The 22899-nt window shown below is 69.9% G+C and carries 19 protein-coding genes; 8 read left to right on the forward strand and 11 right to left on the reverse strand.

Translation table 11 applies throughout. From position 1 onward, the window contains the following. Positions 1-48: 48 nt before the first annotated feature. Genes EV371_RS26340 through EV371_RS26350 form a run of 3 tightly spaced genes read right to left on the reverse strand, consistent with a single transcriptional unit; the run spans position 49 to position 1738 of the window. Complete coding sequence (locus EV371_RS26340; protein ID WP_130464424.1) at positions 49-612, reverse strand: hypothetical protein; 564 nt, start codon at positions 610-612, stop codon at positions 49-51. Beyond that, a complete protein-coding gene (locus EV371_RS26345; protein WP_130464425.1) occupies positions 609-1100 on the reverse strand; it encodes a hypothetical protein in 492 nt (163 codons plus the stop codon). Before EV371_RS26345 ends, EV371_RS26340 begins: the two co-directional genes overlap by 4 nt. Then, complete coding sequence (locus EV371_RS26350; protein ID WP_130464426.1) at positions 1100-1738, reverse strand: hypothetical protein; 639 nt, start codon at positions 1736-1738, stop codon at positions 1100-1102. The genes EV371_RS26345 and EV371_RS26350 overlap by 1 nt, the downstream gene beginning before the upstream one ends. A 536-nt stretch (positions 1739-2274) precedes the next feature. Between EV371_RS26350 and EV371_RS33550 the strand changes: the two genes are divergently transcribed. Beyond that, positions 2275-2433: a hypothetical protein gene (locus EV371_RS33550; RefSeq protein ID WP_165436561.1), complete on the forward strand. Its 159-nt coding sequence runs from the start codon at positions 2275-2277 to the stop codon at positions 2431-2433. Between the two features lie 36 nt (positions 2434-2469). Here EV371_RS33550 and EV371_RS26355 read toward each other — a convergent pair whose 3' ends face one another. Beyond that, complete coding sequence (locus EV371_RS26355) at positions 2470-2895, reverse strand: hypothetical protein (RefSeq protein ID WP_207230611.1); 426 nt, start codon at positions 2893-2895, stop codon at positions 2470-2472. An 88-nt stretch (positions 2896-2983) separates the two neighbouring features. Further along, positions 2984-3571, reverse strand: coding sequence for a hypothetical protein (locus tag EV371_RS26360; protein WP_130464427.1), 588 nt, complete (start codon positions 3569-3571; stop codon positions 2984-2986). Positions 3572-3812: 241 nt separating this feature from the next. Between EV371_RS26360 and EV371_RS26365 the strand changes: the two genes are divergently transcribed. The 3 genes from EV371_RS26365 (at position 3813) to EV371_RS26375 (ending at position 6609) form a co-directional block, all read left to right on the forward strand. After that, positions 3813-4964: an NHL domain-containing protein gene (locus tag EV371_RS26365; protein ID WP_165436836.1), complete on the forward strand. Its 1152-nt coding sequence runs from the start codon at positions 3813-3815 to the stop codon at positions 4962-4964. 55 nt (positions 4965-5019) lie between these two features. Beyond that, positions 5020-5433, forward strand: a complete 414-nt coding sequence (locus EV371_RS26370; RefSeq protein WP_130464429.1) for a hypothetical protein — start codon at positions 5020-5022, stop codon at positions 5431-5433. A 144-nt stretch (positions 5434-5577) separates the two neighbouring features. Further along, complete coding sequence (locus EV371_RS26375; RefSeq protein WP_130464430.1) at positions 5578-6609, forward strand: hypothetical protein; 1032 nt, start codon at positions 5578-5580, stop codon at positions 6607-6609. 741 nt (positions 6610-7350) lie between these two features. Here EV371_RS26375 and EV371_RS26385 read toward each other — a convergent pair. After that, entirely contained in the window at positions 7351-8511 is a 1161-nt protein-coding gene (locus tag EV371_RS26385; protein ID WP_130464431.1) for a chymotrypsin family serine protease, read from the reverse strand. A gap of 162 nt (positions 8512-8673) precedes the next feature. Here EV371_RS26385 and EV371_RS26390 point away from each other — a divergent pair, with 162 nt between their 5' ends. After that, entirely contained in the window at positions 8674-11589 is a 2916-nt protein-coding gene (locus tag EV371_RS26390; protein WP_130464432.1) for a tetratricopeptide repeat protein, read from the forward strand. A 174-nt stretch (positions 11590-11763) separates the two neighbouring features. Here EV371_RS26390 and EV371_RS26400 read toward each other — a convergent pair whose 3' ends face one another. Further along, positions 11764-12210, reverse strand: a complete 447-nt coding sequence (locus EV371_RS26400) for a hypothetical protein (RefSeq protein ID WP_130464433.1) — start codon at positions 12208-12210, stop codon at positions 11764-11766. Between the two features lie 242 nt (positions 12211-12452). On the opposite strand from EV371_RS26400, the gene EV371_RS26405 reads away from it, so the two are divergent. Further along, positions 12453-12671: a winged helix-turn-helix domain-containing protein gene (locus EV371_RS26405; RefSeq protein WP_130464434.1), complete on the forward strand. Its 219-nt coding sequence runs from the start codon at positions 12453-12455 to the stop codon at positions 12669-12671. 180 nt (positions 12672-12851) lie between these two features. After that, positions 12852-13580 (forward strand): hypothetical protein, encoded by a 729-nt coding sequence (locus EV371_RS26410; RefSeq protein ID WP_349338769.1) that lies wholly within the window; start codon positions 12852-12854, stop codon positions 13578-13580. A gap of 45 nt (positions 13581-13625) precedes the next feature. Here the strand turns inward: EV371_RS26410 and EV371_RS26415 are convergent, their stop codons facing one another. After that, a complete protein-coding gene (locus EV371_RS26415; protein WP_130464435.1) occupies positions 13626-14096 on the reverse strand; it encodes a hemerythrin domain-containing protein in 471 nt (156 codons plus the stop codon). Between the two features lie 476 nt (positions 14097-14572). On the opposite strand from EV371_RS26415, the gene EV371_RS26420 reads away from it, so the two are divergent. Beyond that, positions 14573-17908 carry an endo-1,4-beta-xylanase gene (locus EV371_RS26420; protein WP_165436837.1) on the forward strand — a complete coding sequence of 1112 codons (3336 nt, stop codon included), beginning with the start codon at positions 14573-14575 and terminating at the stop codon, positions 17906-17908. Between the two features lie 106 nt (positions 17909-18014). Here EV371_RS26420 and EV371_RS26425 read toward each other — a convergent pair whose 3' ends face one another. The 3 genes from EV371_RS26425 to EV371_RS26435 all read right to left on the reverse strand — a co-directional run bounded on the left by EV371_RS26425 (position 18015) and on the right by EV371_RS26435 (position 22691). Beyond that, positions 18015-19211: a hypothetical protein gene (locus EV371_RS26425; RefSeq protein WP_130464437.1), complete on the reverse strand. Its 1197-nt coding sequence runs from the start codon at positions 19209-19211 to the stop codon at positions 18015-18017. Continuing rightward, positions 19208-20023, reverse strand: coding sequence for a class I SAM-dependent methyltransferase (locus EV371_RS26430; protein WP_130464438.1), 816 nt, complete (start codon positions 20021-20023; stop codon positions 19208-19210). The genes EV371_RS26425 and EV371_RS26430 overlap by 4 nt, the downstream gene beginning before the upstream one ends. 118 nt (positions 20024-20141) lie before the next feature. Beyond that, positions 20142-22691 (reverse strand): glycosyl hydrolase 2 galactose-binding domain-containing protein, encoded by a 2550-nt coding sequence (locus tag EV371_RS26435; protein WP_130464439.1) that lies wholly within the window; start codon positions 22689-22691, stop codon positions 20142-20144. Positions 22692-22899: the final 208 nt, after the last annotated feature.

Here is a 22899-nt window from a genome sequence, read left to right on the forward strand (position 1 = left end):
CCCGCGCCCGGCAGGTGGCGCTCACACCCCGCGCCCCGCAGGTGACGCTCACACTCGTGCCCGGCAGATACTCAGGTAGGGGCCGTACTTCTTGTTGTCGGACATCCGGAAGACGATGCTGTTTCCGTCCGAGCAGCGCCAGAGCCGCCCGTCGCCGGTGGCCCACCGCCACGCGTTCCGGGCCGGGTTGCCACAGACGTCGGATCGGGGGGTCATGTGCCAGCACCACTTGTTGTCGGCCGACCGGGCCCAGGTCGACCGGTGCCAGCCGGCCGAGGAGCACCAGTTCCAGCCCCGGTACGACCCGCCGTAACAGGCCGGCGGCGCGGTCGTGTAGATGCCGTGGGTGTCCGGGGTGGGGGTGTAGTTGATGCCGCCGCAGCCGTCGTGCCCGGTCAACCCGCCGGGCCCGGTCTCCGCCCAGGCCAGCCTGGTACGCCCGCCGAAGGGCCCGGCCAGGGCCAGCGCACCGATGGTGATCCCGGCGTAGCCGATGGCGCGCAGGAAGGATCGCCGATGGCGCTTTCCGGCTACGGCGGAGAGCACCGTGGTCGGCTCAGGGTTCTCCGGCGCCTTGTCGGCGTCGACGATGCTGTCCAAGGTCAGCTTCATGTCGCACTCCTCTCCGGGACCATCCCCCAGGCCGTCAGCGCGGCGGTGACGTCTCCGGGTTGCGTGGGCAGGGCCAGCTCGACCACCTGACCGGTGGCGTCGACCGTCATCAGCACCGGCGGTGACAGGTGGGCGAGCCGCTGCCACGACTCCGGGTCCTGCCGGACCGTCAACGGGGTGCCGTGCCACTCCTCGGGCGGCTCGTAGGTGAGCAGCACGGACGACGGTGCCCGTTCGCCCAGCTCGGCGGCGGCTCCCTGGCAGGCCGAACAGGTGGAATCGGCGGCGAGGACGACGGTCCTGCCGGGGTCGGTCGCGAGCGCGGGGAGCGCGAGCCGTACCCCGGAGGCACGGGCGCCGCCGTCGGCGCGGATCGCGGCCAGCTCGACGCCGAGCCGGTTGACCCGGTGCAGGGTGGCCGCCAGCCCCAGATAGAGGACGAAGAGCGCGACCCAGGTCAGCACCACGACCGCGAGCCAGGGGGACATCAGCCCTCCCAGCGCGGGTTGAGCTCGTAGAGCCACTCGAGCAGGACCTCGTCCTTGACCTCCGGGTGTGGCGTCTCGTGCGGTTCGGACGTGTCCGGGAAGACGATCTCCGCGATGGCCCGGGTGGTGCCGAGCAGGTAGACGAAGGTGTTGACCCCGTCGCCTTTCCGGTCGGGCAGCTGGCCCTCCCGCTTCCACAGCTCGCCGTAGCGGGTCGGGGTGCCCTTGTAGTCCGGTCGCAGGTCGGCCGCGTTGTCGTTGGACGGCACGGTGATGGTGCCCCGGCCGTCCACATAGACCGAAACCGCCTCCGCGCTCAACTCCAGGTCACCCCAGGGCCGGATCACCATGCCTTCCGGCGAGTCCCTGAACTCGAGCTGCTCGAAGAGCGAGATGACCTCCTGGCGTCCTGGCGGTGGGCCGCCGTAGATGGTGACGACCTCGTGATAGTGGTCGATCAACCCCACCGAGGCATTGACTCCGTCCAGACCGGTGGCAATCCGTACTTCCCGTCCGTCGAAGACGAACCGGTCCCTGACCACGGCCGGCATCAGGCTTTCGTTGCCGGCCTGGTAGAAGCCGGGCTGGCCGACCTGGAAAACCCGGGCGAACCTCCCGCCGACAAACCGTGCCGTCATGCTGGAAGTGGACACCGGGGGATCCGGGGCAAGACCCAATAGGAGGGCGTTTCCGCTGGGCGCACGCAGGAGCAGATCCTGGGCCATCGACCCACCTCTTTTCGGAGTTGGCGAGATGTTAACGTAACAATCACCAAGATCAGAATGGTGCCGAAGTGTCGGACCCAAGTCACCAGGCGAATCATCCGGGACGCCACAGGTGCCCAGAAACGTACGGATTGCCACGAAGCTACCGATACACGGAATGCCATTCACCAGTGCACGGAATGACATTCATCGGAATTCCTCCTGCCACTACGCCGGCTCACCCGCAGCATCCGCACCTCGGATCAGCCGCTGACGCTCTTCGCCTGACCCGGAGTGTCCTCGCTGCGGCACTGCCATATCGGTGCCATGCCAAACCACACCGGGATCCGCACGAGGTTGCCGGACCAAGATCGGCGTTTGTGCCAGTCCAGTCCCCCGGTCAGGGCGAAGGTTGGAACCTGCCGACGATCCATCCATCGTCGCGACATGAGCCGGGACAGGAGTAGCTGATGATCACCGATAAAACGCTCACCCACATCAACGAAGGCGCGCAGTTGCATCATCACCAAGGCCAGCGTAAAGCTGCTCGCGACTTGTTCGCCCAGATCTGGGACGAGATCGGCGGCGAGCGAGGCGATCCCTCGCATGCCTGCGTACTCGCGCGCTGAAACGCCCGCCCGGCCCCCGCCGAATCTGGCCAATTTCTAAACGGAATCGCTGATTCGCCATCCACGGCCGAAAATTCTACCTACGAGGTCACCGCTAGAACGGCAGCTTTCCGCGCGCGCGAGCACATCGACAGGACGAAGGTTGGCTATCGGTGCCGGGATTCCGCTTCCCCAAGCATCCCACCCGTCGAAGAAGAGATGATCGTCGAGATAGGCGCCGAACACCCCCATGCGTGCCACACGCGCAATTTCCGCGTTGAGTTCTTCGAGTAGTCGCCCGAGAGAAGATGCCGTTTCCGCTTTGCCGGCTCCACCGCTCCAGCAGCCGACCCAACTACTTCCGGTCGCCAAATCGTCCGGCGCTACGCATACCCACAATCGAGTTGCGGCAGCGGCGTCACAAGCTACAACTGCGGCAACGAACCGCTGCTCGCCACTGATCACGAACTTGAATAACGCCATCACGGAGGTGTAATCACAAACTCGATCAAAGTATCCGGTGACCTGTCTCCCGCTCACGCCGGACGTGCTCGCTCGGAGCCTCAGCCTTTCAGCGTCGGTTGTTCCTGGCGCGGTTCTGGCTGCGTAGCTGGTCCAGCAGCTCGGTCCAGCGTCTCGGCACGCCCAGGTCGAGGAACTCCGCCTTCAGGGCGGCGATCTTCGTCTCCCGGTCGGCCAGCATCGCCTGCACCGCCGCGGTGAGCTGGGACAGGAAGGCCGCCTCACCCAACCTGGCCAGGGTGCCGTCCGCAAGTTCCACGGTCCAGTAGAGGGCGCCGGTGGTGCGGACGACGATGGCCCCATCCGGTGACGTGCCGACCGCGACCACCTGGTTGAGCGCCTCCGCGTATGCGGCCTGTCCCGGGATCGGGTCGGGTGGGCTGTTCGGGTCGGGAGCGACGCGGAAGGAGGCCAACCGTCGCTCGTGGAGGTCGTCCTGGGACCGCTGGAAGGCGACCCACATCGCCTGGCCGAGACGGCTCAACTGATGCGCGAGGTCGGCGTCGGTGTAGCGCCCGAAGGCCGCGTAACTGAAGCTGATCCGCAGGTCCGTGCCGTCGGTGGTCACCGCCCAGATCGCCCCGTCGGGAGACGACGCGGAGATCTCCGGTCTGCGTTCAGGGCCTGGATCGCTCACCTCTCCCCGTTTCGCTGGTACACCTGCAACCGGCCACCCTGCGACCAGCCACGTGGCCGGCACATCTCCGAAGCTCCCGGGCGCGACACCCCTGGCTGCGCGTCGCCGTCTGGACCCGGCTTTGGCAGCGGAAGGAAACGGGGCGCCCGGCAGTGCGCGACTGTGTTAAGACTAGTCTATGTATCGATCTGCGCGGTATCGATCTGCGCGCGGACTCGTTGCGGCGCTCGTCGCGGCGGCAATGATCAGCGCGCCCGCGCCCGCGCCGGCCCTGGCCGACGCCGCGACGGCGACGCTCTACGCCGGCAGCGGCGAGGCGGGCTATTCCGGCGACGGCGGCCCCGCCGCCGCAGCGGCGCTGAACGGTCCTGGCGGGATAGCGGTCGGGCCGGACGGGGTCGTATACGTGGCCGACACGGAGAACTGGGTCGTCAGAGCGATATCCACCGACGGCATGATCAGCACCGTCGCGGGCCGGGGGCGATCGGGGCAGGAGTCGCCGGAGACACCCGTGCCGGCGGGGGCCACGGTTCCCGGATCTGAGGTCATACTGCGCAATCCGGCCAGCCTGGGAGTTGCTGCGACCGGAGCCGTCTACATCGGCGACGGCGGAAACGCCCGCATCCTCTCGCTGTCGAAAGCAGGGGACGTCACCCTGGTGGCGGGCGGTAACGGTGCCGGATTCGCCGGTGACGGAGGACCGGCGGTCGAGGCCCAGCTTCGCGACGTCACCGGCATCGACGTCGGAAGCGACGGCGCCGTGGTCTTCGGCGACCTGCGGAACTACCGGGTCCGCCGGATCGGGGCTGACGGTCTCATCGACACCCTCATCGGCAGTGGCGACGTCGGGCTGGTGGCGGGTGGTGAGGCCAGTTCGTTCACCTTTCCCTACGCACCGATCTCGACCGCGGCCGGCCCCGGGGGCGACCGGTGGGTGGCAAGTACCCTGCTGTACGGCCTGTCGGGCACGCGGATGCGCGCGGTGGTCCGGGACGGTGACGACGCATGGTCCTACTCCGATTCCCAGGGCGCCTCGATACCGGCCGGTGCCTGGCGTGGCAACCTGCACGTGGCCGCGACCGGCAACGCCGGGTACCTGTCGAGCGACGAGGGCCTGTACCGCTTCTACCCGGACGGCAGGGTGGAGACTCTGCTGACCGACCCGTCGATCGTGGGACCACTGACGATGGTGGACGACCGGGTCGGCTATCTCGCCGATACCCGCCAGAACAAAATCTACCGGCTGGATTTTCCCGGACTGTCGGGTGAGGATTCGATCGGCGACGGTGAATGGTGGCGACAATGGTGGGTGCTGGCGATCGCACTTACGATCATCGTGGCCCTCGCGGTCACGGTGATGGCAGTGGTGGTGTCACGCCGCCGCCGAGCATGAACGAGGAACGGCTCGTAGCGCTGTTGCCATAGAGCTTGGCTGATCATCGACGGGGGTGATGGTGGTGCCGGAAGATGTCACCGGTGGCGACCTGTACGCCTTGTGGCGGGTCTCCGAGGCCCTGCTGCCGCGCATCGCGGACGCCTACTACGACGCGAATCGTCTGGTCGCGGGGGCGAGCGGTGCTGCCGGGCTGACCTTCGCCCTCACGATGTGGAACACGCTGCGAGACGAGTTGCAGGAAATGTACGCCGAGATCGGCGGCGTGGTGATGGACGGTGCCGCCGCGGTCCGGCAGGCGCGGCTGGCGTACGAGGCGTCCGACGCGCATGCGGCCGGCGAGTTGAAGAGCATCCTCGCGGACCCGTACCGGAACTCCACCGATCCCGCCGTCGCCCCACCGGCACCGGGATCCGAGGACGATCCGGGCACGCCGATCCCGGTCGAGGGGCCACCAGGCACCTCCTGACCGACAGACGAGGCCGATCCCGGGGCCAACTGGCGCACGACATGCGGCAATTGAACATGCGGCAATTGAAGCGGTTGTTCACGGAGGGGCCGAAGACTTGTGGGTAACGCCGACACACCGTCCGAGTACACGAACGCGAACTTCGTGCCAGCCCTGACCCAGAAGGCGGAGAAGCTGCGTCAGGAGTTCGTCCGGCAGACCCTCCAGGACATGAACTCCTACCTCGACGCGCTCCTGCAGGAATACAACAAGGCCAATCCGGACAGGCCGGCGTTGACCGTCACCTCCGGCGGTTTCTCCGTCATCATCAGTGAAGGCCCCGGGCTGCCGAACAGCGAGCGGCTGATCACCGAGGCGGAGATCCGGGAGTGGCAGCACGCGATCGAGCACGAACACTACGCCTGGGTCGTCCCCACCTTCGAGGGCTATCTGGCGCCTGACCCGGACGAGGCCAACGTTGCCACCGACAACCTCGGAAAGATCGCCGAAATGTTCGGCGGGGCAGCGACCGAGTCCGGGAAGCTGGGCAACCGTGATCTCGGGCTCACCGGGCTGCAGACCGTCCGCGACCAGATGGAGAATCACTGGACAGGCTCGTTCCAGCAGACCTTCATCGCCAACTTCGTCGCACCGTTGGAGAACGGGCAGGCATGCCAGGCCGCAGCGGCCCGGATCTCCAAGGAACTGCTGGAGGCCAACAAGATCAGCAAGATCGCTCAGCGGAAGGCCATCCTCGACCTGCTGGACAAGGCGATCGCCGCGCTGGGAGATCTCGGAGCGGGCGGCAAGTCCGCCAAGAGCTACGTCTGGAGCACACTGGTCGGCATCGCCACCGGCACCCTCATCGCCACCACGGGCGGCATCGCCGCCTGGATCGGTGCGGTGATCATCTCGACCAGCACGTTGGCCCAGGGGCTGGAGGTCGGCAGCGACAAGGAGCCCGTCGAGCTCGGCGGCGCCACCGCGCAGCAGGTGGCGATCGCGGTACAGCGGGCGTTGACCAAGCAGAACGAAAAGTTCGTCGAGGACGAGACCAAGGTGGCGGACGCCCTCACCCGGTTGCAGCAGGACGTCGCCGCCGCGCGCAAGGTGGTCGGCCAGCTCGGGGTGAACCGGCCCGACCTTTACGGCGCCACCGCCACCGACATCCGGCGCGGCCTGACGCCGTCGAGCTGACCACCAGCCCGATCCGGAGCAGCGGCGGCACCGTCGCCGCCTCGATGCGGTGGCATCGATTGCCGTTTGTGGACGTCGATCTTGACATGCAAGGATCTCTCGAGGGCAAAGCCCGTCTGGATTCGGAGATCCCGGTCTCTTTCCGCACTGCTCGGCCTGCGGCGCGTTCCGGGGAGCAATGCACAACAAGTTCATCGCGATCACAAAGGGCGACACCAAGCTGGTGCTGCAGACCTCGACGAACCTGGACGCCAACCAGGCGAAGCACGCGCAGAACATGCTGATCGTGCGGGATGACAGCAAGCTGTTCTCGGCCTATGTCACCTACTGGCGTCCTGGTACGCCTCCTCCGCCGACCGCCGAACCGACTCGCTCTCGTTACGCCGCCCCGGACACACCCCTGAGCAGGATGATCACGCCGCCGGGGTGTTCGACTACGACGCGCACCTGCTCGACGCGATCGCCGACCTGCGGCGGGAGGATTCGTCTTCGTCCGGGATTTCGACGGCACGATCACCGGGATCATCACGGCAGCGAATATCGTGCAGAAGCACGACGAAACTGCCAGGCCGTTCCTGTTGATCGGCGAGATCGACCAGGAGCAGTGGGCGAACTGGTGGTTGGTTGCGGCTCGTCCGGGTCCTGCTCGGGTTCGGTGGACGCGATGACCCGGTGCGTGAGCGTGGCATCGTGGCCCGGCAGCGGCACTGCCGCCGGGCCACGATTTCCGCGCGGAGCCCGTTACGCGGAGATGTCCACCACCCAGTTGCTGGACGGCGCGGGGAACAGCGTGTCGTGGGCGTGGAAGTACACGTCGTTGTTCAGGATGTCGGCGCCGACGATGATGCCGGCGATCAGCACTTTGCCGCCGACACGCTTGATCACCGCGCCGCCGCTGTCGCCCTCTGTCGCCATCACCTTCCGGTTGTCGGGACGGAGCGCGTCCAGGTGGCAGGTGGTGACGCCGTCCCTGAACACCGCACATGCGTCCCGGTCGATAACGGTGCCCCAGCAGACCTCACCCGTCACGGCCCCGTTGGTGCAGTACCGCTTGCCGAGGATCGGCAGGTCGCTGCCGCCGATCGCCTCCGTGGTGTTGCTGTTGACCGAGCCCGTGTAGGTGCGCGCGGTATACGCGCTCCCGCCGATGCGCGCGTAGTCGTACCCATGGTCGGTCCACTCGCTGTGCGCCGTCGTACCCACCGGGGTGTTCCCGTTGCGCCAGACGGTGCCGGTCGGTCCGCAGTGCCCGGCGGTCACCAGTTGCCTGACCGGATTGAACACGCTCAGGGAGCGCACGACGTAGCCGCCCGTACACCCACCGCCCAACGAGCTGTGGATGAGGATGCCTCCGTCCCACGGCTGCGTGTCGTTGGTCCGCCCCAGCCGCTGCGCGCGGGCCGCCACATGCAGTTCGACCCGGGCGCCGAACCGGTCCCTGACCGCTCGGGCGACCTGCGGGGTGATCTCGGTGACGCCGACGGACACGACGTTGCGCTCCACGTCCATGGAGTACCGGGAGATGACCGGCTTCAGCGTGGTGTCCGTCTTGATCTGTTCGCGTACCGCGTCGAGTTGCTCGGTGCTGCGCGCGACCTCGACGAGGCGTACCTTGCTGCGCTTGCCGCCGCCGGCCGTGACGCCGGTGTGTGCGGCCAGTCTCGCCCGGGCGGCGGCCCGGCCGGCGCTGCCGGCGTAGCGCACGACGATGGTGCCATCATCGTCGATGCTCATCCCGGCGAACGTGGCGCGTTCCTGGGCCACCGACCGCGCCAGCGCGTCGATGCGCGACTCGTCCACGGCCATCTCCTCGGCCGCGCCCGCTGGCGCGGCCTGGCCGCAGACCACCACGAGCAGCGCGGACAGCGCCAGCGTGCCCACCCGGGATCGATGTTTCAACATGCGCTCCTCCTTTGGTTGAACCCAGCGCCTGGTGGGCTCAGAATCGGGCCAGCCAGCGGCCGGAGGCGAGGGGTCCTGCGGTGCGGGACTGTCCCGGGCCGGCAGGCGCCCAGCCGGTACAGTTCGCATACATGCGGATTCATCGATAGGGCCGGGGTCGGGATGAGCCAGCTGCGCAACGGCGAGCGCCAGCCGGTGAACGGCGACGGCCAGCCGCCAAACGGGAGCGGCCGGCCGGTGACCGGGAACGGCCAACCGGTGACCGGCGACCGCCAGCTGGCGAACGGGGACGGCCAGCTGACGAACGGGGACGGCCGGCCGGATCCCGGCGCGGCGGACACGGCCGCCGAGTTCGTGAACGCGCTGCGGCGGCTGAAAAGCTGGTCCGGGATGGGCCTTCGGCGCCTGGAGCGCCAGGCCGCGACCGCCGGACAGGCGCTGCCGCGCAGCACGATGGCGGCGGTGTTCAGCCGCGACGTGCTGCCCCGCGAGGACCTGGTCGTGGCGCTGGTGCGCGTCTGCGGCGGCGACCAGGACGAGGTGGACCGGTGGCTGGCAGCCCGGCGGCGCATCGCCGCGGGAACGCCTCGCCCGGCCCCACCGCCGGACGGTACCCCGCAACCGGTGCGGCGTACGCTGCCGATCGACCAGGCGGTCTTCGTGGGCCGGGACAAGGAGCTGGCGCAGATCACCGCCGCGGTCGCCGACGCCGCCCTGGCCGGCGGCGTGATCGCCATCCACGCGATCGACGGCATGCCGGGCATCGGCAAGACAACCCTGGCGGTGCATGTCGCGCACCGGCTGACCGACCGGTTCGGCGACCGTCAGCTCTTCATCGACCTGCGCGCCCACACGCCCGGACAGGCGCCGGTGCCGCCCGAGGAGGCGCTGGCCCAGTTGCTGGTCGCCGACGGATTGGACCCTCGCCTCGTGCCGGAGACCCTGGACGGCCGGGCATCGTTGTGGCGGGATCGGATGGCCGGCAAGCGGCTGCTGCTGATCCTGGACAATGCCGCCAGCAGCCGCCAGGTCGCCCCGCTGCTGCCCGGCTGCGCCGAGGGCCTCGTCCTGGTCACCTCGCGGCGCAGCCTGGCCGACCTGCCCACCGCGGTCCCGATCGGGCTCGATCTGCTCTCCACGGAGGAGGCGGTCACGATGTTCCTCCGCCTGGCCCCGCGCGCCGCTCCCGACCGCCGGGCGGTGGCCGAGCTGGTGCGGCTCTGCGGGCACCTGCCGCTGGCGATCTCGATCATGGCCAGCCTGTACGTGCGGCACCCGACCTGGTCCATCGAGGAGTTGATCAAGGAGGTACGTCAGTCGGTTGGCGGCGGCCCGTTGACCCTCTCCGCCGAGAGCCGCACCGTCGCCGACGTCTTCGACGTGTCCTACCAGCAGCTCACGCCGGACGGGCAGCGGTTTTTCCGCTTGCTGAGCGTGCATCCGGGCACCGAGGTCGACCCGTACGCGGCCGCCGCCCTGGCCAACATGTCGCTGCGGGACGCGCTGGCGCAGCTGGACCGGCTGCACGCCGACCACCTGATCGAGGAGTCCGCCTATCGCCGCTACCGGATGCACGACCTGATCCGCGCCCACGCCGCGACGCTTGCCGCCACGACCGATTCGGCCCAGGTCCGGCGGGAGGCGCTCGGGCGGCTGCTGGACTTCTATCGGCACACCGCCACCGTGGCCGTGCGGGTCGCCTATCCACATGCGCGGCCACCCGGCCGGGACGGCGCGCCGGTCAGCGGGCCAGCGGGGTCGTTTCCCCGCCCGGCATCAAAGTCTTCCGGCCCGGCATCGAGGTTTCCCGGTCCGGCACCGAGGTTTCCCGGTCCGGCACCGGAGTTTCTCGGCCCGGATCAGGCCGCCCGATGGCTGGACACCGAACTGGCGAACCTGCTCGCCGCAGCCGAGCAGGCCACCGAATACGAGTGGCCCGAACACCTCTTGCAACTGTCGGCCCAGTTGCACCCGCACCTGTTCATTCGCGGCCACTACCGCGAGGCCGAGGCGCTGCACCGGCGCGCTCAGCAGCTTGCCCACCGGCTGGACCGGCCGGCGGCCGAACTCGACGTGTTGATCTGTCTGGGCCACCTCTACCGGATGCAGGACTACGACCAGCAGGCCACCGATCACTACCGCCAGGCACTGGGCATGGCCGGGAATATCGGCGACCGTACCGGTGAGCTGCACGCCCTGCTCGGCCTGGGGGCCACGCACCGGGCGCGGGGTGGTCACGAGCAGGCGGTCAGCCACTTCCAGCGAGCGCTGCGCATCGCCGAGGTCATCGGCGACCGCAACGGAGAACTCGACGCGCTCAACCGCCTGGGCGAGACTCGCCGGATACAGGGCCGCCACGACCTGTCCGCCGACAATTTCAGACGGGCGATCCAGGTCGCGCGGGCTCTCGGAGACCGCGGCGGGGAGCTGAACGCGGTCAACGGTCTGGGCCATGTCCACCGGTTGCAGGGCCGCTACCGGGAGGCCGCCGACCACTACGAGCGGGCGATCCAGCTCGCGCAGGCGGTCGGCAGCCGCAACGGAAAGCTCAACGCGCTCAACGGCCTCGGGCATGCCCTACGGTTGCAGGGCCACTTCCCGGAGGCCGCCAGCCACTACCAGCAGGCGCTGGAGATCGCCCAGGCGATAGGCAACCGCAGTGGGCGGCTGACGGCGCTGATCGGCCTCGGCCACACCTACCGGTTCCATGAGCACTACGACCAGGCCACCGACACCTACCGGCAGGCACTCGACCTGGCCCGTGAGATCGGCAGCGGCAACTGGCAGTTCGAGGCATTGCAGGGCCTGGGCCGCCTGCACCAGACCATCGGCCGCCCGGACCTCGCCCTGAGCAACCACGAACAGGCCCTCGAGCTGGCGACGAAGCTGGCACAGCCGGCCGATCAGGCTCGTGCCCACGACGGCCTGGCCCGCGCCCACCGCGACGGCGGCCGCGAGGACCTGGCCCGCCAGCACTGGCAACTGGCCCTGGATATCCTGACCGAGCTTGGCGCCGAACACACCGACGAGAGCCAGGTCAGCGCCGCCAGCATCCGGGCCAGCCTCGCCGGCGGCTGAGCCCCTGGCCATCGGGGCGGCATCAGCAGCACACGACGTCCACCAGGAGTTGGTCTGGGACGAACGCGCGCTGGCGGCGGCGGACTCGCTCACCGATGCCCGGGGCGCGCCGGCCGGCGTGCCGATGTCGGTGGCGGGCCTGTATCCGTCGCTGCACCTCAACCTGGCTGGCTGCTACCGCCGGCTCGGCGATCTCGGCCGTGCCCGCGAGTGCCTCCAGCGCGGGCGGGGATCGGCGCGCTCGTCCCAGCTCTCGCCCTGGATGAGGCGCAGGTCGCCGGTGTTGCGGACGTGGTCGGTGAGGGTGATCGTGACCGTGAGGCGCAGCCCGAGGACGAGCCGGACCAGGTCGGCCAGGGGCGGCGCGTCGGGCCGGCGGGCCAGCACGAAGAGCCGGACGCCGGGTTGGCCCCGGGCGGCCCAGCGCAGATACTCGGTCAGCGGGTCGGCGTCGGGCCGGTGCAGGGTGACGGTGCCGTCCCGGAGATCGTGGTCGAGACTGCCGCCGCCGTCGAGTTCGACCAGGTCCTCCGGGCGTACGCCGAAATGGTCGGCCCAGCCGGCGAGCCGGAACTGTTCGGGGAGTTGGTGTAGCGGTTTGCCGCCGGGGTGGGTTGCCACGTGCGGCGCCGGCACCCGTCGGCCGGTCCGCCAGCCGGATGCGTCGTTGCGCCAACTCAGGTGCACGACCCGGCCGGCGAGATCGGTGATCGCGATCGCCGCCTCGCAGGGGAGTCGGCGGGTGCCCCGGCAGGTGAAGCAGCGCAGCAGTGACGGGCTGCGGCCGGAGCCGGCACACTTCGGGCAGTCGGGATCGGCACGGTCGGTGCCGAGTCGACAGTCGCAGCGTCCGGGGAGTGTGTATGCCCAAGCAGCAGTACCAGGTGCTCGCGGACGAGCTCCGTCAGAAGATCGAGTCAGGAGAGTGGCCGCCAGGCACGAAGCTGCCCAGCCGGTCGCAGCTCTGCAAGGACTACGGCGTCTCGGACACCGTGGTCGGCATGGCCATGATGATCCTTCGGGCGACCGGGCTGACCGAGACGCTTGAGGGCGTCGGCGCATTCGTGGCGGAGCGCAAGTAGCGAGCGGTGCGACGGCAGCGGAAGGCAGCAGCGGGGCCGCACGTCTCGACTCTCTCGAACGGTCCCCGAGTCGTCTGAGCCGGAGCCGACCAGGCCGGCACCGCGACGCGGTCCGCGGTCGGCGACACGCCGAAGCAGACATCGTCCATCTCGCTCGCCGCGAGCGAACGGATGAGCCGGTTGGTCGCCAAGCTGCTGGATCGCGGGTGCCGGAGTCACGCGCCGGATCGCTTCCCAAACAATGGCCTCAGCACATTACCGGCCATCAGGGGCTCGACCCGTTGCGTCGACTGGTCCGTTGCGACGGAATGCCCGGCGACCTGGCTTCCTCCGTGCATCGATGCCAAGCTCTTGTCCGTGGACACGGTGACGGTGATCATTACGACGCTCGGCGGCGCGCTCTCGGCAACGCTCGGCGTTCTCGTGGGCGGTCTGGTCACCCGTCGGGTGCAGGAGCGGCATTGGCTGCGCGACAAGCAACTGAGTGCGTACGAGGAGCTGTTCTCGCAGTACGCCCGGTTCATGATGGCGCTGCGGCGCGGGCACCTGGCCCGTACGCCGGTCGATGTCGACTGGGCCGCCTGGAGCGTCTCGCTCACCTCCGCCAGCCTGGTCGCTCCGCTGAGCGTGGCGCGGGCGATCTCTTCGTTCGGCAACGCCGTCGGCGTCTTCCTCGGCACGGTGGCGGCACGGGATCCTGTTACGGATCCGGTCGACGAAGAGGGTCTGACCGAGGCATCGCGTCCGGCGGCGGTGGCGCACCTGGCTCTGCTGAACGCGATCCGCCGGTCCATGGGAGGCTCACTGGAGCAGTTGCCGTTCTACCTGGGCGGTACGGTCGGTCGCCATCCGGAAGGAACGGACCCGCCCCGGGAAACGATTACCCCAGCCGAGGAGGTCCGACCGTGAGCGACTCTTCATCGGTCAGGCCTGCGCGCTACCTGGGTCCGGCAGTCACAACGGTCCGAGCGCGGTGTCCGGATCCGCGTCCAGCGCCAGGGTCTCCAGCACCGTCAGGAGCTGGCGTTCCTCGTACCGGAAGTGGGACTCCATGATGGCCGCCACGCCCTCCAGGTGCCGGTCCAGCTCGGACGGTGGAGCGCCCCGAGCCACCGCCGACTGGAGGCCGGACAGCAGGTACCCGATCATCGAGTGGTCCTGCCGCAGGCGGCGCAGCGTCTCCCCCAGCTCGGGATGCTGCTCGGCGATCGCCGGAAACAGGTCCCGGTCCTCGCCCTCGTGGTGTGTGGTCAGTGCCGCGCAGAACCCGTGACAGAAGAGCAACAGGTCTCTGGTCGCCGGCTCTGCCGGCGCGCCGTCGGCCACGGCCTCCCGGACGATGCGCAGCGCGTCGCGGAGCCTTCCGTGGACGCGGCGCAACTCCGAACTCCAGGCCACCAGCCTGGTCTGCTCGCCCTCACCCACAGGTGGAGGGCGAAGGGACGACACACATCGTCGTGATCCCTTCGGTCCGGCGCCTCCATGCCTGACACGGTCTGCCACCGGCACGCGACGCTGGGATCGAAGCTACCACGGAGTGCCCGGTAGGCTCCGCGGCGTACCTGCCACTCCCGCGCCCGCTGCTGCCGCGGGCCGGCGGGCACCCGCCGGGCCTGGCACCGGCCGGCTTTCGGCTGGCGCCGTTGGCCCTTGCCGCCCTCGACCACGGCCCGGCTCCGAAAACTCGGCAGCCGGGTCACCGAAACTTTCGGTCACCTGACCGTCCGGGCGAGAGGTATCGCCCGGTCGGACAGGGTATCTCGACTAGCCCGCGTCACGCGGCTAACATTCGCGCGACTGGATTCGTGACAGCGATTCGGAAATATCGCCGTCGCGTCGTCCCGCCCGGGTAGGAGCCCTTGATGCGCATCGGATGTAGACCGGCAAAACCATCTCGGAAAATGACCGCTTTTGTCACATCATTACTGCTCAGCATGGCCGGATCGGTCGCGCTCGCCGCCCCCGCCCAGGCTGCGGACCGGGTCGTCCTGGCCAACGATTTCGAATCGGGTTCCTACGCCCCGTGGGGACCGCGCGGAGCCGTCACGCTCGGGATAACGGCGGAGGGAAACGAGAGCGCGAACAGCCTTTCGGTCACCGACCGTACCGCGAACTGGCAGGGCGCGGCGATCGACGCGGCCGCGAGATTCGAGCCTGGCGGCACGTACATTATCAGCGCATGGGCGAAACTTCCGGCCGGTACCACCGGGCCGGCGGGCGTCCACTTCACCGTGGAGGCCACCCCGGCCGGCGGCGGTGACAACACCTACACCTGGGTCGGCGACAACGTCTCCACCACCGCGGAGAACTGGGTACGGATCGGCGGCAGCTACACCATGCCGGCGGACCTGGCCGCGGCCACCCTCTACGTCGAGGCCGAGGGGACCACCCCGTACCTGCTGGACGACATCAGCATCACCACCCCGGATGGCGGCGGCGGGCCGGAACCCGGCACGGTCGTGATCGACACCGACTTCGAGGACGGGCTCGACGGTTGGGGGCCGCGGGACGGCGGACCGGGCGCCCCTACGGTCGCGCTGACCGACGTCGCGCACGGCGGCGAGGCCGCGGCCCTGGTCAGCAATCGGGTGAACCAGGGCGCCGGCATCGGCCGCGACGTGAGCACGGTATTCGAGACCGGCGTGACCTACGAGTTCAGCGCGTGGCTGCGGTTCGCCGAGGGACAGCCGACCGACCAGATCTGGCTCAGCCTGGCCAGTACGAGCGGCGACAGCCAGTCGTTCAGCACGCTCGCCCAGTTCGACGGGATCACGAACACCGGCTGGACCGAGGTGACCGCGAGCTTCACGATGCCGGCGGCCGACAGCGCGCTGCTCTACTTCGAGTCCCGGTGGCAGGACGGCGAGACCGGAAACACCAGCGACTTCCTCGTCGACGACGTCGTGGTACGCGTGCCGGAGCCGCCGGTCATCGAGGATCTCACGCCGATCCACGAGACGACCGACTTCCCGATCGGCGTCGCAATCGACAGCCGCGAGACGGTGGGCGCCGCCGCCCAACTGCTGACCCGGCACTTCAACAACATCACGCCGGAGAACCACATGAAACCGGAGGCGTGGTACGACGAGGAGCGCAGCTTCCGCCCGCACGACCAGGCGATCGCCCTGATGGACTTCGCCCGGGCCAACAACCTGGGCCTCTACGGTCACGTACTCGTCTGGCACAGCCAGACCCCGGCCTGGTTCTTCCAGGACGAGGCCGGCGACCCGCTCAGCACGTCAGCCGCCCACCAGCAGGTCCTCCGCGACCGGCTGCGTACACACGTCTTCGCCGTCGCCGAGTCGCTGAGTGACCGGTACGGTCCGTTCGGCTCCGCCACCAACCCGCTGCGGGCCTTCGACGTGGTCAACGAGGTCGTCGCCGACAGCGGCGAGTTCAGCGACGGCCTGCGCCGCAGCGAGTGGTACCGGATCCTGGGCGAGGAGTTCATCGACCTCGCGTTCGAGTACGCGGACGAGGCGTTCAACGACGTCCACGCGGTCGCCGGCACCGACCCGGTCACCCTGTTCATCAACGACTACAACACCGAGCAGAGCGGCAAGCAGGGCCGGTACAGGGCGCTGGTGCAGCGGCTGATCGCGCGCGGGGTACCGGTCGACGGGGTGGGCCACCAGTTCCACGTCTCCCTGGCCACCCCGACCGCCAGCCTCGGGGCAGCGCTGGCCGCGTTCGGGGACCTGCCGGTCATCCAGGCCGTCACCGAGTTCGACGTCACCACGGGGACCCCGGTGACGAGTGCGAACCTGATCGAGCAGGGCTACTACTTCCGGGACGCGTTCCGGATCTTCCGGGCGTACGCGGACGACCTGTTCGTGGTCACCGTGTGGGGCCTCACCGACGGCCGGTCCTGGCGGGTCGGCAACGGTGCCCCGCTCGTCTTCGACGACAACCTCCGGGCCAAGCCCGCGTACCACGGCGCGGTGGACGGCGAGCTTCCGGCCCGGCTGCGTACCGCGAACGTCTTCGCCGGCGACGTCGCCCTCTCCGGCACCGCCACCTCCGACCTGACCTGGCGCAAGCTTCCGCTGCACCCGGTGGAGGACCTGGCGAAGTTCCAGCTGCGCTGGGCTCCGGACCATCTGACGGCATTCGTCACCGTCTCCGACCCCGCCGCCTCGGCCGGCGACCAGGTCAGCTTCGTGCTCGGTGACCAGACCTACACGGTGGCCCGGAACGGCACCGGGAACGTGCCCGCCGTGGCGAAGGAGCGCAGCGGTGGCTACGACATCGTCGCCCACCTGCCGCTGACCGACGCGGCCGAGGGCGACACGGCCACCCTGGACGTCCGGGTCGGCAACGACGGTCGTACGGCCGCCTGGAACGCCCCGGGCGCGATGGGCACCCTGGCCCTGGTCGAGGAGCTGTCGTACCTGGAGGTCACCCAGGCCCGTACGGCGCCGGTGGTCGACGGCGCGGTGGACACCGCCTGGGCCGACGCCCGCGCGGTCACGACCGCGAAGGCGGTCTCGGGCGCGGACGGCGCGATCGCCACGGTCCGTACCCTGTGGCGGGACCAGACGCTCTACGTGCTCGCCGAGGTCGCCGACCCGGTCGTGGACGTCTCCGGCTCGGACCCCTGGACCCGGGACTCGGTGGAGATCTACGTCGACGGGGGCAACGTCAAGAACGGCCCCTACCGCTACGACGACACCCAGATCCGGATCAACGCGGAGAACGGCGTCTCGTTCGGCACCGGTGACGAGGCGTTCCAGCGGGGCCGGCTAACCAGCGCGGCGGTCCGCACCGACACCGGGTACACCGTCGAGGCGGCGATCAGCCTGCTGGAGTACGGCGGCCTCGGCACGTTCCACGGGTTGGACTTCCAGGTCAACGACGCCACCGGCGGCAGCCGTACCGCGATCCGGAACTGGGCCGACCAGTTGGGCACCGGCTACCAGACCACCTCGCGTTGGGGAGTGGGTCGGTTGGTCGGCCCGGCCGACGGCAACGTCGATCTCGTGGTCGAGAACTTCACCCAGTGGGACTCGGACGAGGGCGGCGGCTACTGCGCGACCGTCGTCGCCACGAACAGGACCGACAAGCCCGTCGACTGGTACGGCTACGTCGAGCTCGGCGGCCAGATCTACACGGCCTGGAACTTCGCACGGCAGCTCCAGGACGACGGCACCTACCGGATCCGTGGCGATGCCTGGAATCGGACCCTCAAGCCGGGCGCCAGCACCTTCAGCGTGGGCTACTGCGCCAACAACCGCTGAGGAGGTTGGGCGGTTAGCAGGGGCCCTTCCTATCCAGAAGGCGATAGGAAGGGCCCCTCCTTTCACCTGACGCGGAGGTGGTCCACGACGCGGGTGCCGGGCTGCCTCAGTGCCGCCGCCCACGACCCTGCCGTACGGCCAGCGGTGACCCACCACGGCGCTGCCGTACCGAGAGGATCGTCGCGCCCAGCACGCCGGCACCGAGCAGGATCACCCCGGTGGCCGTCGCGACCCGCATCCCGAGGCCCGCCTCCGGGATGAGGAAGCCCGCGAGGTCGACCAGGAACGACGCGGACGCGACGACGGCGAGCGCCGCCGCAACCCGGTTGAGCCGGCCGTCCAGCTGCGCGGACCGCACCGACGACTCCGACAGCAGCGAGGCCCCGACGTGGTTGAGCAGCCGCTCCGCCCGCTCGTGGGTCCCGTCCAGCCCGATGATGTCCCGAGCGGCGAGATAGGTGGCCCGATGCCCCTGACCGGACTCGACCCGGTACGCGTCGAGCTGGTAGTAGTCGGTCCAGACCGCGTCCAGGAAACGCCGGAACGTCACGCCCTCCAGCCCGAGCGGGGTGGTGGCCCGGGCCAACCCGCCCAGGATGCGCCGGCCGCCGACGATCGCGTCGACCAGGATGGACTGCTGGGCGACCGCGATGTCGGCCGGCTCCAACATGGTCAGCAGGGCGCCGAGATCGTCCCCGGACGCGTCGGCGTCCCAGGCATAGGTGTACGGAAGCAGGATCCGGCACCGGGGCCCCATGACCAGATCCGGCACCCGCGAGTCGGGGCTCCACCCTGGACGGGGCAGGACGAAGTGACAGTTGTACCGGACCGAGCGGGGGTCGATCGACGTCCAGTCCCGCGTCTCGTTGAGATCCGGCGGTAGCACCAGCCGCTCGAAGAGCCCGGCCTCGACGGCGGCGGCCAGCACCTCCGCCAGGATCGGCGCGTCCGCCTTGCGCAGCGCCCCGTTCACCTCGGCGTCCAGGTCGGCCAAGCCCTGCGCGTCGAGGTCACTCAGGTCCCGCGCATGCCGCAGCAGGTAGCTCACCAGGACGGCGCCGGCGGCGAGTGCCCGGGCGTGACAGCGGACGATCGTGATCCCGGGCAGCGTCACCGCCGGCCGGATCAGGTCGGTCAGGTCGACCTCGACGGTCCGGTCGGGGTTGTAGGCGAGCGAACCGAGGGTGCCGGGTACGAGGCGCACCTCGCCCCGCTCCGGCACCACGAACGAGGTCAGCGACAGGTTCAGCGAGGCGTAGTGCAGCGGGTACGCCCGGGTCTGCACGTGCAGCACGTCGGTCACGCCCCGGCCACCGCCACATGCTCGGGCACCAGCTTCGCCTCCGGCACCCGCACCTCGCCGAGATACCGACGCTGCACGTCCTCCGGGCTGTGGTTGGTCACCGGCCGGCCGAGGATCCCGGAGATCTCGCCCATGGTCAGATAGCTGGCGTCGTCCGGGACGTTCCGGGTCCGGAACCAGGCGCGTTGCGCCGCCAGCACCGCATTGTCCGCTGTGTCGGCCGGCCAGTAGCTGACCAGGTCGAGTCCGGCACCCAGGGCCCGCCCCAACCCGATGACCTCCCGGGCGGACCGCTCCGAGAGGTAGAAGACCAGACCCTCGGCGACGTACGCGACCGGCCGCCCGGCCGCCCAGTCCCGGGCGTAGGTCAGGAGGTCCCGGCGGGCGTCGGGATCGTCGAGATCCACCCCGAGGTGGGTCACGTCGCGCTCGTCGAGCAGCCCCGCGGCGGTCAGTTCACCGGCCCGTCGGCGCTTCGCCGCCACCATCTCCGGCAGGTCCACCTCCAGCGCGGCGCTGACCGGCAGCAGCCACGGGTACGCCGAGAAGCCGGCCCCGCACACCACCAGCACCGTGGCCGGGTCCCGCTCCAGCCGCCGGGCCAGGGTGTCCCGGATCAACCGGCCGCGCAGCGAGACGACGAGGTCGTCGTACGGGTACACCGCCTCGGCGTACTCGTCCCACAGCCCGCGTACGGTCGGGCGCTCCGGCTCGGGAATCCAGTGCATGGCCGTCGGATCCCCGGCCAGGTCCGGGAGCCGGGCCCGCGATTCGTTCACCAGGTACGCCGTCGCCGCTACGCCACTGTCCATATCCCCTATGGAATCACGGGTGATCCACCCAGCCCCGGCCGGCCGACTTACCCACCCGTGCGCGGACGGGGTGTCAGGAAGGGCCCCTTCTACACCAGAAAGCGATAAGAAGGGGCCCTTACACCCGAAGCATGTCGTTGACGCAGCGGAGCACCGGAGGGGTGGTGAGCGCCGCCGGGTCCAGTGCTGCCGTGGACCGGACGGTGAAGGTGGTCGACTCCCCCGGCAGGAGCGTGACCAGCGCCTCGTCGACCTCTGCGGACGGGTCGAGCCGGTCCGGGGCGAGCACCAGGTCGCGCAGGATCGTCCGGGCGGTCACCCGGACCCGCACGCCGTCCGGCGACGGCTCGACCGTCGCGTCGTAACCGGCCGGTGGGTAGGCCAGCTCACGGTCCTCGGCGAAGAACCAGAAGGCCCGCTCGTCGTCCCCGCCGTCGGGATCGGCGACCAGCAGCTCGGCGCGTGGGTCGTCCGGGGTGGCGAGGTCCGCCGGCAGCGGCCAGGTGTGTTCCGAGTACGGCGGCACCGCCAGCTCGACCGACGTCTTGGCTCGCGGCTCGCCGGCCAGGGTCAGCCGGGTCACGTCCACCCGACCGGTCCACGGGGCACCGCCGTCGTTGACCGCGACCAGGGCCAGCCCGCCCTGTCTCGGCTGGACGGTGAGCAGCCGGTCGGCGTAGGCGCGGCGCAGCGCGTACCAGAGGGGTTTGCGGCGGCCGTCGCCGTCGACGGCGGCCCAGGAGGTGACCGGCCAGCAGTCGTTGAGCTGCCACACCACGCTGCCCATGCAGACCGGCCGGTACGACCGCAGGTGCTCCACCCCGACGCTGATCGCCCGGGCCTGGTTGAGCTGGGTCAGGTAGTGCCAGTCGTCGAAGTCGCGCGGCGCCGGCAGGTGGGCGACCAGCCCTCGGGCCAGCTTGCGCCGGCCGTCCCCGGCCTTCTGCCGGTGCGCCATCGCGAGCGAGTCCTCGGCCAGCCCGCGCGGATCGGAGATCGCCCGGCGCAGGGTGGCGAAGCTGGCCGGGCCCTGCCAGCCGAACTCGGCGACGAACCGGGGCAGGTAGTCCCGGTAGTGCGCGTAGTCGAGCTGGTTCCAGACCGTCCAGATGTGCATGCTGCCGTGCGCCGGGTCGTTCGGGTGGATCTCCGGCCGCCCCGACCACGGACTGCCCGGCCAGTACGGCCGGGTCGGGTCCAGCTCGGCGAGCAGGTTGGGGAGCAGCGCGAAGTAGTAGCCGGCGCCCCAGCTCCGGTCGGCCAGCTCCGCCTGCCAGCCCCAGTCGTGCCAGCCCCAGATGTTCTCGTTGTTGCCGAACCAGAGCACCAGGCTCGGATGGCTGGCCAGCCGGACGACCTGCTCGGCCGCCTCGGCCCGGACCTCGGTGCGGAACGGCTCCTCCTCCGGGTAGGCGGCGCAGGCGAAGAGGAAGTCCTGACCGACCAGCAGGCCCAGTTCGTCGGCGAGGTCGTAGAAGTCCTCGGACTCGTACCGGCCGCCGCCCCAGACCCGCAGGAAGTTGACGCCTCCGTCGCACGCCTGCCGGAGCCGTCGCGCGTAGCGCTGCCGGGTCACCCGGTGCGGGAAGCAGTCGTCCGGGATCCAGTTGACGCCCCGGGCGAAGACCGGCAGGTCGTTGACGACGACGGTGAACGCCGAGCCGTGCTCGTCGGCGGCGGTGTCGAGGCGTACCGAGCGGAAGCCGATCCTCCGCTGCCAGCCGTCCAGTTCGCGGTCGCCCGTGTGCAGGGTGACGGCGAGCGGGTAACGCGGCTGGTCGCCGTACCCCCGGGGCCACCACAGCTCAGGGTCGGCGACGGTGACGGTCAGGTCGACGCCGCGCTGCCCGGGCTCGAGCACCGCCTCGACGACCTCGCCGGCCACGGTGGCCCGGACGGTGAGCGGTGCGTTGGCCTCGCCGCCGTCGACGGCGACGACGGTCTCGGCGGCGTTGGCGGCGTTGGCGGCGTTGGCGGCAGCGAGGTTGGCGGCCTCGGCGGCGTCGGCGCGGTCGACCTCGACGCGTAGCTCGACCCGGCCGTCGGTGCCGGCGACGGTGACCCGGGGGCGTACCTCGGCCAACCGCGCGGTCCGCCAGGTGCGCAGCCCGATCTCCTGCCAGATCCCGGCGGTGACCAGCTCCGGCCCCCAGTCCCAGCCGAAGTTGCAGGCCATCTTGCGGATGAAGTTGAACGGCGTCGGGTACGCGTTCGGTCGGGCGCCGAGCCGTCGTCGCTCCGCCTCGGCATACCGGTACGCCGAGTCGAACCGCACCCGCAGCACGTTGTCGCCGACCCGCAGCGCCGACCGGACGTCGAAGGAGTAGCTCCGGTGCATGTTGGCGGTGCGGCCCAGTTCCACGTCGTTCAGGGTCACCGTCGCTACCGTGTCGAGGCCGGCGCAGACCAGGTCCACCCGGTCGTCGTCCTCGCCGCCGTCCCACCGGAAGGTGGTCTGGTAGCACCAGTCGGTGCGGCCGATCCAGCCCAGCGTGCGCTCGTGCTCGTCCAGATAGGGATCCGGGATCAGTCCGGCGGCGAGCAGGTCGGTGTGCACGCAGCCGGGCACGGTGGCCGGAACCGGGGTGGAGGCGACCGGCTCCGGCAGCTCCGGGTTGCCGGTCGCGGTCAGCGACCAACCGTCGTGCAGGCTCTGCCAGGACGTCACGGGCACCTCGGGAAGTACGCTCAAGACATCGACGAATGTCGACTGAACCGGATAAGTAAAGTCACCGTACGGGCGCCCCTCCACCCTGTCAACGGTCCGCGATCCGACCACGGACGGCCTGTAGTCGATGGCCGAGTGGTCCAGATCACGCCCGAACCAGCCTTCCTCTATCTCGAAACTTCCGGAGGCTCTCCGTGGCCCGAACCGG

It is taken from the genome of Plantactinospora sp. CNZ321 (genome assembly GCF_004217235.1).

Bases quoted from the DNA above. Each gene is read 5' to 3' on its own strand.
- EV371_RS26340 (WP_130464424.1), bottom strand. From the start codon at position 612: ATGAAGCTGACCTTGGACAGCATCGTCGACGCCGACAAGGCGCCGGAG.
- EV371_RS26345 (WP_130464425.1), bottom strand. From the start codon at position 1,100: ATGTCCCCCTGGCTCGCGGTCGTGGTGCTGACCTGGGTCGCGCTCTTC.
- EV371_RS26365 (WP_165436836.1), top strand. From the start codon at position 3,813: ATGATCAGCGCGCCCGCGCCCGCGCCGGCCCTGGCCGACGCCGCGACG.
- EV371_RS33550 (WP_165436561.1), top strand. From the start codon at position 2,275: ATGATCACCGATAAAACGCTCACCCACATCAACGAAGGCGCGCAGTTG.
- EV371_RS26350 (WP_130464426.1), bottom strand. From the start codon at position 1,738: ATGACGGCACGGTTTGTCGGCGGGAGGTTCGCCCGGGTTTTCCAGGTC.
- EV371_RS26355 (WP_207230611.1), bottom strand. From the start codon at position 2,895: ATGGCGTTATTCAAGTTCGTGATCAGTGGCGAGCAGCGGTTCGTTGCC.
- EV371_RS26430 (WP_130464438.1), bottom strand. From the start codon at position 20,023: ATGGACAGTGGCGTAGCGGCGACGGCGTACCTGGTGAACGAATCGCGG.
- EV371_RS26405 (WP_130464434.1), top strand. From the start codon at position 12,453: ATGCCCAAGCAGCAGTACCAGGTGCTCGCGGACGAGCTCCGTCAGAAG.
- EV371_RS26390 (WP_130464432.1), top strand. From the start codon at position 8,674: ATGAGCCAGCTGCGCAACGGCGAGCGCCAGCCGGTGAACGGCGACGGC.
- EV371_RS26420 (WP_165436837.1), top strand. From the start codon at position 14,573: ATGACCGCTTTTGTCACATCATTACTGCTCAGCATGGCCGGATCGGTC.
- EV371_RS26385 (WP_130464431.1), bottom strand. From the start codon at position 8,511: ATGTTGAAACATCGATCCCGGGTGGGCACGCTGGCGCTGTCCGCGCTG.